Source organism: Metapseudomonas boanensis, assembly GCF_018704125.1.
In the GTDB taxonomy this organism is placed as follows: domain Bacteria; phylum Pseudomonadota; class Gammaproteobacteria; order Pseudomonadales; family Pseudomonadaceae; genus Metapseudomonas; species Metapseudomonas boanensis.
Window position 1 is genome coordinate 1 of record NZ_JAGTIS010000036.1, and the last position, 8,536, is coordinate 8,536.

Here is an 8,536-nt window from a genome sequence, read left to right on the forward strand (position 1 = left end):
GGCGGCCCAGCGCAACCTGATGATCAACGCCGGCCAAGAGGCCGATATCAGCGTGGTCAAGCGCCTGTTCATCGGCGTGGGCGAGGGCGTCAGCCTGTTCGTGCGCAAGCTCGGCCTGAAGCTGATCGCCAACCAGGGCGTGGTGCAGATCCAGGCACAGAACGACCGCCTGGAACTACTCGCCCGCCACGGCCTGGACATCACCAGCACCGAGGACGAAATCCGCATCAGCGCGAAGCAGAAGATCACCCTCAACGCCGGGGGCAGCTACATCACCCTCGATCCGTATCGCATCGAGTCCGGCACCCAGGGTGAGCACCTGATCAAGGCGGTGCATTTCGACTACCAGCAAACCAAGGCTCCCCAGGTCAGGTCCCTGCCAGTCTTGCCCCTGGAGGTGCAGCCGCCATTGCGCTTTGACGAGCAATTCCAACTCTTCGCAGACGATGGTGAACGGACTCTGGCTGCCATGCCTTACAAGATCACGGGCGCCTCAGGGCGCACCTGGCGCGGCGTCACCGACAGCCAGGGTTTCACTCAGCGGGTGTACACCCCCACGCCCGAGGCGCTCTCGGTGACCTTTGGCAAGGAGCTGGAACTGGAAGAGGAGGAAGAGGAGGAAGAATTGCCCGACGGCATCGTATTGCGCCTGGGTCTGTTCTTCGATGGCACCGGCAACAACCTGGCCAACGCGGCCGCTGTCGCGCAATGCCAACGCGACGATTTGAACCAGTTTAGTGAGGACGAACTGGCGACGATCATCCGGCAATGCGAAGGCTATGGCTACACCGGGCTCGACGGCGGCAGCTTTACTGGAGCACCGGACAACAGCTATGGCAATGCGCCGAGTAACGTGGCGCATCTGTTCAGGCTGTATCCCGATAACGTGGCAGTGCCGGTTACGGCCGATGCTGACATTGGTTATGTGCCTGTTTACCTGGAAGGTATCGGCACGCGCAGCGGCGGCAAGGATTCGCTCTACGGCCAGGGCTTCGGTCGAGGCGAAACGGGGGTGGTGGCGCGGGTCGAGCAGGCGCCGGCGAAGATAGAAGAACAACTCGATGCGTTTAAACAAACCAACCCTGGCATCCGTGTTCGCGCCGTGGAGTTCGATCTGTTCGGCTTCAGCCGGGGCGCGGCGGCGGCACGGCACTGTGCCAACGAACTGCTCAAGCCCGCTCGCGGTGTGTTCCAGGATCTGTTGCGCGCCGGCCGTTTCGGCTTACGGCCGGGGTTCGAGCCTGCCACGCACGTCTGCCTCAACCTCATCGGCCTGTTCGATAGCGTGGCCGGTATCGTCAGCCTGTCACATGGCGACCTCAGCGCTGGCAACGCCAGTAACCCCGACCTCAACCTCTACCTGCCGCCCGGCTGCGCCCGGAAAGTGGTCCAGCTGCGCGCCCGCGATGAATGCCGCCACAACTTCGCCCTTAACAGCGTAGAGCCGGAGCATGAGGAAATCAGCCTGCCGGGTGTGCATTCCGACATTGGCGGTGGCTACCTGCCCCGTGGACGGGAGCGCCTGCTGCTGACCCAACCGCGGCGAATGATCCTGACGCATCGGCAAACGCCAACGGCGCATCCGCTCTGGCAACAGACGCGCGCGCGGGTCAATGCCCTGTTCGCCAGCGGCCTGGCCGGGGACGGCGACATCGACATCTCGACCTGGCCGATCGCCATGCCCGCCCGGGGCGACCGCGACAACCCGGAACGCCACTTCCTGGTGGCCGCCGTCCTTGACCGGCCCGTGCGTGGCGAGCTCGCCCTGATTGGCCTGCGTGTAATGCGCGAGCTGGGCGTGCGGCATGGGGTGCCCTTTAAGGGGTTGGATGAGCGTCCGGATTTGGCCTTGCCGGACGAGCTGCAGGCCATTGCCTCCACCACGCTGGAATTAGCCCTGGCCGGCCTCGGGGTGCAACTCAGCCCGGAGCAGGAGCGCCTGCTGCGAGGCCATTACATCCACCAATCCGCGCACTGGACACCCAGCAGCGGCATCCTGGTCAACAAGCCCGCGGAGAATGCTACCCGTAATGTCTACCCCAACCAGCCGCAAAAGGATTATCCGGTATGAGACGCCTGGCGCTGTATGTCGTTCTGCTGCTGAGCCTGAGTGCCTGTGCCGGCGATAACAACGGCTGGGCTCCCCCAGGGCCACCGCAGCTGCCGTATGACAGCTGGTACGTCGGCCTGGCCGCGCCCCGCTACATGGAGGTGTGGGTGGAAAGCGTGGATGTGCTGGACCAGCGCGGCATGGCGTATTTCGACGTGCATGGAGGTGTGGCCGCTTATACGAACAAAGCGAAGGGCTGGCACCAGGGTGGCGGCAAGATGATGCCGGTGAACAACGTTGACCTGCCGGAGATGCTCTTCGTGCGCTGGCAATCGCTGGTGGAGCCGCAGACCTACAAAGCCACCATCCCGATCCCGCAGTGGGTGCGCGGTGAGATGGTCAGGCCGGAGCCTACTGCGAGGCCACTCATCAATGGGAAGCAAACTACCGGAAGGATATTTCCCTGGGCTTGGCGCCGGGCGGCATCGTCAAGGTCTGGGTAGGGGGACCTTGCGCTGGCGGGTTCAAAGAAGTGGGCCGCTACCAGGCCAAGGTCGAGCCGTTGGGGCCGTACAAGGGAAAATCAAAAGGCAAGTACATCCCCCTGGAGCCAGAGAACAAGGCCTATATCGAGCAGCACGGAATTCCCTATGGCAGTTGGTAAGGGTATTCCGGAGGGTGACATTTCGGGCGTTGTTCTTATGAGACGCCTGGCGCTGTATGTCGTTCTGCTGCTGAGCCTGAGTGCCTGTGCCGGCGATAACAACGGCTGGGCTCCCCCAGGGCCACCGCAGCTGCCGTATGACAGCTGGTACGTCGGCCTGGCCGCGCCGCGTTACATGGAGGTGTGGGTGGAAAGCGTCGATGTGCTGGACCAGCGGGGGATGGCGTTCTTCCGCGTGCATGGCGGTGTAGCGGGCTATACCCGCAAGCCGGAAGGCTGGCACAAGGGGGGCGGGGCGATGAAGCCGGTGAACCACGTCGACCTGCCGGAGATGCTCTTCGTGCGCTGGCAATCGCTGGTGGAGCCGCAGACCTACAAAGCCACCATCCCGATCCCGCAGTGGGTGCGGGATGAGATGGTCAGGCCGGAGCGGGTGGTTTGTCCCAGTTCAAAAGAGCCAGAAGATGCTTACCGGGAAATGATTACCTTGGGCCTGGCGCCGGGCGGCATCGTCAAGGTCTGGGTAGGGGGCCCCTGCCTGCCCTTCAAAGAAGTGGGCCGCTACCAGGCCAAGGTCGAGCCGTTGGGGCCGTACAAGGGAAAATCAAAAGGCAAGTACATCCCCCTGGAGCCAGAGAACAAGGCCTATATCGAGCAGCACGGAATTCCCTATGACAGTTGGTAAGGGTATTCCGGAGAGTGACATTTCGGGCGTTGTTCTTATGAGGCGCCTGGCGTTGTGTGCCGTTCTGCTGCTGAGCCTGGGTGCCTGTGCCCGTGATCACCATGGCTGGGCCCCTCCTGGCCCGCCGCGGCTGCCGTATGACACGTGGTACGTCGGCCTGGCCGCGCCGCGTTACATGGAGGTGTGGGTGGAAAGCGTGGATGTGCTGGACCAGCGCGGCATGGCGTATTTCGACGTGCATGGAGGTGTGGCCGCTTATACGAACAAAGCGAAGGGCTGGCACCAGGGTGGCGGCAAGATGATGCCGGTGAACAACGTTGACCTGCCGGAGATGCTTTTCGTGCGCTGGCAATCGCTGGTGGAGCCGCAGACCTACAAAGCCACCATCCCGATTCCGCAGTGGGTGCGCGATGAGATGGTCAGGTCGGAGCGGGTGTTTTGCCAGGGCTCGCAGAAGTGGAAGGACGATTATCGGAAGATGATTTCGCTAGGCCTGGCGCCGGGCGGCATCGTCAAGGTCTGGGTAGGGGGCCCCTGCCTGCCCTTCAAAGAAGTGGGCCGCTACCAGGCCAAGGTCGAGCCGTTGGGGCCGTACAAGGGAAAATCAAAAGGCAAGTACATCCCCCTGGAGCCAGAGAACAAGGCCTATATCGAGCAGCACGGAATTCCCTATGACAGTTGGTAAGGACTATCAATAGCGCAATGCAGCCGCGTTCTGCTGAAACTGCAACCAAGTGATTTCGCACAGCCATGAAGTTGCTGGAGTTATTTCTCAATCCCCAAGGAGGACAGTGTTGTGCAACAAGCCAGAAATGCCGGAAAAAGCAATAACACCGAAGGCAGTGTTGTCAGATTGATATCGGCAGCCAGTCCCTTGTCGTGGGTCTCGCCGCCTGATAATGAGGTGTTCGAGATCACGTCAGAACCTGCGCTTCCTGAAATCGTCTTTGAATTCAAGGCGGATGTCGATGGCGACTATGAGTGGTCTTGGGTTATCGAGTGGGAAGCGAAAACGAGTGGCCTGAGAGAGCGCGCGCGTAATGGCAAGACGCAGCAAACATTCAGTGAGTACGGAAGTTTCGTTGGGAAAGATAAAAAGTGGGTGGCCGATTTCGGCGGGAAAGTCCTGGGTGGGGAATTGACGGTGACGGTTCTCGTGGGCGGCAAGATGCTTGAGCGCAGCGTTACGATTCGCGGTCATAACCCGAATAAGGAAGATATTGCCACTTATGTTTCCGGCCTCGAAGGCGTGGGCGGTTTCGACAAATTGCTGGAGCAGGAAACAGGCTCGAAGCACTTCATCAATCTGGATGGTGAGCCCATCGTTGCCTTTGATAAAGGTTATGGGATCACGCAAATGACCAATCCTGCCCCCACTTACGAACAAGCCTGGAACTGGAAGGAAAATATTGCGGCAGGCTCTTCGTTGTACAAGGAGAAAGTACGGCTGGCCGAGAAGTACCTGGGGCAAAGTGGCAGGGACTATTCGGATGAACAGTTACAGCGTGAGACCATCAGTCGTTGGAATGGCGGTTCTTACCATGAGTGGGATCCCAATTCTGAAGTCTGGCTGAGGAAGAAAAATCTGTTATGCGACTCCCAAACAGGAAACATCGGTTGGTTGACGGGCAAGGAAGAAAATAAGGATAAGACGGAGTCCGAGCTTCGCGATCGAGATAAGGAAACTTACAAGCTCGGAACGAAAGGGCAGTCCAGCGATCATCCATGGCTTTATACAGGGGTGTGTTATGCGGACCATGTACTCGGAAAGTAGGGCTATAATCCTGCTTGTTCTTTTGATGCTAATACTGGGCTTGGCGAATGACGCATTTGCTGATGGAGAAACTTCATGGGTGGCTAGCCAGCAGGAAGGCGCACACTTGCTGCTCGCTGATGGCAGCGCTTATCACCTGAAGTTGTTTTCTGATGTGGAAGGTGTTTTTTTTGATAAATCCAAGCACGAAATAAATGGGGAGAGTTATGTTTCAGTATTCCAGGTATCGCCGTCCAATCCTGGAAAGCCAACAAAATACTGCGGCTCAGGAAGTGAGGTCTGGTTTTATGTATACAAGGTTGCTGGGGCGGAACTGAAGGCGGAGACCAGGGTTTTGGTGAGTAGCTGCCTGCGCTCACTGTCCATGATCGGGTTGGATACGGGCGTGCAGCAAGAAGACGCGGACTTTTCTGCCGTGCAGTGGAGTAGTGATGGTTTCTCCATTCGTTGGTTTTACAACGTCGATGACTCTGGAAGGTCTATAAGCTCAACAAATTATGTACTGCGCAACGATGTGTTTGCTGCGCAGAACATATTGAGCGAAGAGCCATAGTAGGACTATGGGCTGTCGATTTTATTTTTATGTCAGGAGGACAATATGAAAGGCATCATCCGCATTGGCGATAAAACCACGGGCGGAGGCACTGTTTTGTCGGGTTCCACCGCCATGCAGTTCGGCGGTATTGGCGTGGCCCGTCTGGGCGATCCGGTCAGTTGTCCGATTCCGGGGCATGGCCCTACGGTAATTGCCGAGGGGCATCCGACGTTTCGTGACAATGGTGTACCCATCGCCTTTCAGGGGCACCTGTGCGTCTGCGGTTGCGCGTTGATTTCTTCGCTGCCGGCCGCGACGGCGAGCTGAATCATGCCGGTCAGATTGGACAAGGTGCCGCCTTCGGCGGCGGCGCCCGCGCCACCGCGCGCCTGGCTCTGGTTGCTGCTACTGCCGTCGTTGTTGGGGCTGGGCTTGGGCGTGACGCTGTGGCTGGGCGACGACTCAATGACCCAGCAGCCGGCCAAATTCTGGCGCATGGCCCTGGGTGTGCCCTTTCTGGTCTGGTGCGTGCTGGGTTTTCTACGGGCCCTGATGTACCTCGGAACACTGAGTGTGGCCGATGGCTGGGATGAGGCCCGCGATCTGGACCTGATCCGGAAAATGCGCCGCGGCCGTCGTTCGTTGCAAGTGCTGGGCGTCAGCCTGAAAACCGCGCTACGGAGCGCGGAGGACCTGGCGGGAATTGCGCAGTTGGACGCCTTATGTCGCGACGCTCAGGCCTTGACAGTTCAAGCCTCATGGCAGGGAAGCGCGGTGCGTCATAGCCATCTCCCACGCACTGCGGACGAATCGCCGGAACAGTTGCTGCTGCGCGTGCTGCCGCCTGTGCTGGCCGAACTGGCGAGCGTCCTGGCGCAATTGCCTGGAGACAGGCCGTTGGCCCTCTTGCTGGAAGCAGACAGTGCGTTGTCCCCTCACGAATTGCAGCGGGTATGGCGCCACGTTTGGCGTGAATCCGGCATTCGTCAGCCGCTCACGCCGGTTAACGGGAGCGGGCCGGAGGCAGTCGATCAGTGGCTGGATCAGCGTATCAGCGATCAGGCGCTATTGCTGGTGGTGGCGTTCCAAATCGCGCCGGTACAGCCGGAAGGGACGGCAGAGGCGGCAGTCGGACTATTGCTCGGCAACCGTCTGACGCAAGCGACACTGGAACCTAGGGCCTATCTGTACCGTCCCGAGCGGGAGCGCAAGCCGACAGCCAAGGATTTGGACCGTGCAGCGTGTCAGGCGCTGGAGTGGGCCAAGGCGGAGGCTTCGTCCATTCAGGATGTGTGGCTGACCGGAGTCGACGCTACGCGTCAAGGTGCACTGGGCAGGCTACGGGAAGCGTTGTCGATACCGGCGAAGCCGGGCCAGGGCTTGCATGATCTGGATGCGACCTTGGGCTATCCGGGGCGGGCCGCGCCCTGGGTGGCGATTGCCGCTGCCGCTGAGGCTATCCAGGGCAAAAAAGGGAAAGGGCAGCCGCAACTGATCTTCAGTGGGGAGAGCACCGCAGAGGCGGGGCTATGGAGCACGGTGGTGATGCCCGTGCAACCTGCTTCGGAATAGGGATTAGGGGTATCTGATGCGCTCTCGTCGTGCGATGTGGTTGGGGGTACTGGTCGGTCTGGTGTTGCTGATCGGCCTGATCTTGAGCGTCCTGCTCTGGTGGCAGCCGATGCTTTTAGGGGTGCTTTCGGGCAGTGAGGAGCAGGCAGTCTGGCGGCTGACCACAGCAGGCATGACGATCATGTTGCTGGTTATGGTGAGTAGTTACGCGCTATTGGGGCGTCGGGTGGGCCGTTCGATGTATCGGGAGCTGGATGATGTGTCGGCCCCGGTGCAGGCCGTAGGAGCGGAGGCCCATACGTCACTCGCAGCCTCAGTAAAAATCGAAGCGATAAAGGAAGGCCTGCGTGGCACCACGGGCCTCTTCTGGCGCCGCAATGTCCGCCTCCTGCTGGTGCTTGGCGAGCCCGACCAGATCGAAGCCATCGCCCCGACCTTGTCCGAGCAGCGCTGGCTGGAGTGTGAGGGCGTGCTGTTGCTGTGGGGTGGTAGCACCCAGAGCGAGCCGGATACGGCGCAGCTTGAGCAGTGGCGCGCGCTCTGCCCACGGAGCCCGCTGGACGGCATCGTCTGGGCGCTCACCCCTGAGCAGAGCGGTGAATCCGGGCACATCAGCAACGGCGTTATCCATCTGCAGAAAGTGACGCACCTGCTGCGCTGGCAGGCGCCGGTGCACCTCTGGCAGGTGTGCGCCAGTGCCTGGAGCCAGGCCGAGCGCCCGACTGAGGCGGTGGGTTGTCGGTTGTCGCCGCGAGTCAGTGCTGCTCAACTGGAAAGCCGCCTGCAGCGCCTGGAGCAGCCACTGCGCGAGCAGGGACTGGCGCAGATGCAGGACAACCCGCGCCACGATTTTTTATTGCGCCTGGCTGGCGACCTGCACAGCGAAGGCATCGTCCGCTGGCAGCAGGCCTTGGCGCCATTGCTGCGAGCGCGCGGGGTGATCCTGAGTGGGCTGTGGTTCAGCCTGCCGCTACCCAGGCCCGGCGGAGGGCCGAAGAACAGCTGGCACATGGACCCGGCCTGGCGCGGCGTGCTGGGCGATACCACCCTGGGCGGCCATCCCCACGGCTGGACGCTGCCGCGCGCTGGCACGGCGCTTGCGCTCGCGCTGATGGTTGTGTGGGGCCTCGGCCTACTGCTGTCCTTCGCCAGCAACCGCGCTCAGGTGGCCGAGATGCAGGCTGCACTGGCCACCCTCGATCAACCCCGCGAAGGTGATGAGCAACTGCTCGCCTTCAACGAACTGGTCCACGAGC

Annotated in this window: 9 protein-coding genes and 1 pseudogene; all 10 read left to right on the forward strand. The window is 60.9% G+C overall.

Going from position 1 to position 8,536, the window contains the following annotated elements:
- The coding region (locus J7302_RS26020) for a DUF2345 domain-containing protein (RefSeq protein WP_215381699.1) at positions 1-2,071 on the forward strand (2,071 nt) is incomplete at its 5' end.
- The gene (locus tag J7302_RS26025; protein WP_349814480.1) at positions 2,068-2,553 is read left to right on the forward strand and encodes a DUF2931 family protein; all 486 of its coding nucleotides are present in this window, start codon (positions 2,068-2,070) and stop codon (positions 2,551-2,553) included. The genes J7302_RS26020 and J7302_RS26025, both read left to right, overlap by 4 nt.
- Entirely contained in the window at positions 2,520-2,714 is a 195-nt protein-coding gene (locus tag J7302_RS27000) for a DUF2931 family protein (protein ID WP_349814481.1), read from the forward strand. Before J7302_RS26025 ends, J7302_RS27000 begins: the two co-directional genes overlap by 34 nt.
- 37 nt (positions 2,715-2,751) lie before the next feature.
- Positions 2,752-3,399: a DUF2931 family protein gene (locus J7302_RS26030; RefSeq protein ID WP_215381702.1), complete on the forward strand. Its 648-nt coding sequence runs from the start codon at positions 2,752-2,754 to the stop codon at positions 3,397-3,399.
- Positions 3,386-4,084, forward strand: coding sequence for a DUF2931 family protein (locus J7302_RS26035; protein ID WP_349814482.1), 699 nt, complete (start codon positions 3,386-3,388; stop codon positions 4,082-4,084). The genes J7302_RS26030 and J7302_RS26035 overlap by 14 nt, the downstream gene beginning before the upstream one ends.
- A 111-nt stretch (positions 4,085-4,195) precedes the next feature.
- Positions 4,196-5,173 carry a hypothetical protein gene (locus tag J7302_RS26040; protein WP_215381704.1) on the forward strand — a complete coding sequence of 326 codons (978 nt, stop codon included), beginning with the start codon at positions 4,196-4,198 and terminating at the stop codon, positions 5,171-5,173.
- Positions 5,148-5,726: a hypothetical protein gene (locus J7302_RS26045; RefSeq protein ID WP_215381707.1), complete on the forward strand. Its 579-nt coding sequence runs from the start codon at positions 5,148-5,150 to the stop codon at positions 5,724-5,726. The genes J7302_RS26040 and J7302_RS26045 overlap by 26 nt, the downstream gene beginning before the upstream one ends.
- A gap of 45 nt (positions 5,727-5,771) precedes the next feature.
- The gene (locus J7302_RS26050; RefSeq protein ID WP_215381711.1) at positions 5,772-6,035 is read left to right on the forward strand and encodes a PAAR domain-containing protein; all 264 of its coding nucleotides are present in this window, start codon (positions 5,772-5,774) and stop codon (positions 6,033-6,035) included.
- Between the two features lie 3 nt (positions 6,036-6,038).
- Positions 6,039-7,280 carry a hypothetical protein gene (locus J7302_RS26055; RefSeq protein WP_215381714.1) on the forward strand — a complete coding sequence of 414 codons (1,242 nt, stop codon included), beginning with the start codon at positions 6,039-6,041 and terminating at the stop codon, positions 7,278-7,280.
- A 16-nt stretch (positions 7,281-7,296) separates the two neighbouring features.
- Positions 7,297-8,536 (forward strand): annotated as a pseudogene (locus J7302_RS26060) (ImcF-related family protein); the annotation flags it as partial.

Coding starts and splice junctions, on each gene's coding strand:
- J7302_RS26055 (WP_215381714.1), top strand. CDS start 6,039: ATGCCGGTCAGATTGGACAAGGTGCCGCCTTCGGCGGCGGCGCCCGCG.
- J7302_RS26035 (WP_349814482.1), top strand. CDS start 3,386: ATGACAGTTGGTAAGGGTATTCCGGAGAGTGACATTTCGGGCGTTGTT.
- J7302_RS26030 (WP_215381702.1), top strand. CDS start 2,752: ATGAGACGCCTGGCGCTGTATGTCGTTCTGCTGCTGAGCCTGAGTGCC.
- J7302_RS26050 (WP_215381711.1), top strand. CDS start 5,772: ATGAAAGGCATCATCCGCATTGGCGATAAAACCACGGGCGGAGGCACT.
- J7302_RS26025 (WP_349814480.1), top strand. CDS start 2,068: ATGAGACGCCTGGCGCTGTATGTCGTTCTGCTGCTGAGCCTGAGTGCC.
- J7302_RS26045 (WP_215381707.1), top strand. CDS start 5,148: ATGCGGACCATGTACTCGGAAAGTAGGGCTATAATCCTGCTTGTTCTT.